The sequence below is a fragment of the Periweissella fabalis genome (assembly GCF_012396505.1).
GTDB classification, from domain to species: Bacteria; Bacillota; Bacilli; order Lactobacillales; family Lactobacillaceae; genus Periweissella; species Periweissella fabalis.
Map to the genome: position 1 here is coordinate 1 of NZ_JAAXPN010000025.1, position 1,110 is coordinate 1,110.

1 protein-coding gene is annotated in these 1,110 nt (G+C 38.5%); it reads left to right on the plus strand.

The genetic code is table 11. The features are described from left to right. A partial coding sequence (locus HF964_RS09905) for a 2,3-butanediol dehydrogenase (protein WP_168722863.1) occupies window positions 1–971 on the plus strand: 971 nt, incomplete at its 5' end. Window positions 972–1,110: the final 139 nt, after the last annotated feature.

The window sequence follows — 1,110 nt, forward strand, 5'->3', positions numbered from 1 at the left end:
ACGAAGTTGTTGTTCGTGTTGCCTGGGCTGGGATTTGTGGTTCAGACTTACACGAATATTTAGAAGGACCTGTATTTATTCCAGTTGAAAAAGCAGAAGAATTGACTGGTGGTAAAGCACCATTGACAATGGGTCACGAATTTTCAGGGGTAATTGATAAAGTTGGGGCTAATGTCACTGATTGGAAAGTTGGTGATCACGTATCAATCAATCCAACTGTTACCCACGAAATTCGCCCTGATGGCGATGATGTTTATGATGGCTATGCTTTCATTGGTTTAAGCTGTGATGGTGGATTTACATCATTTGCTAATGTACCAGCTAAAAACTTACTTCACTTACCACAAGATTTCCCATTGGATTTAGCAGCAACAATTGAACCAACTGCTGTTGCCGTTCAAGCTGTTAAAGAAGGTGATTTGAAGTTTGGTGAAACAGTTGCTATCTTTGGTGCTGGCCCAATTGGGGTCTTAGTAGCTGCCGCTGCTAAGGCTGCTGGTGCCACTAAGATTATTGCCGTTGACTTATCAGAAGTTCGCTTGAATAAAGCCCTTGAAATGGGTGCTACTGATATTATTAACCCAGCCGAAGTTAATGCAATTGAAAAGATTCATGAACTTGTTCCTGGTGGTGTTGATGTATCATTTGAAGTTGCCGGTGTGCAACCAACATTTGAACAAGCAATTGATGCTACTAAGGCACGTGGTAACTTGGTAATTGTGTCAATCTTTGCACGACCAATTCAATTTAACCCAATGCAATTAATGAATGCAGGGGTTAAGATTACAACAACGATTGCATATTCAAAGAAGACTTTCCAACAAACAGTTGACTTAGTAACTAGTGGTCAAATCAATGTTAAGCCAGTTATTACTAAGAAAATTGGCGTTGATCAAATTGTAACTGATGGTTTTGAAGCTCTTGTAGCTGATAAATCACAAGCTAAGATTTTGGTTGATTTCACTAAATAATTAATAAACGGGTGGATCATAAGTCATGTACTATGATAATTTACTCTAAAAATTTGATATGTTCGAAATCCTAAATAGGACCCCTAAAGAAAATCTTTAGGGGTCCTATTTAGGATTTTTTAGATAGCAGCGACCATCT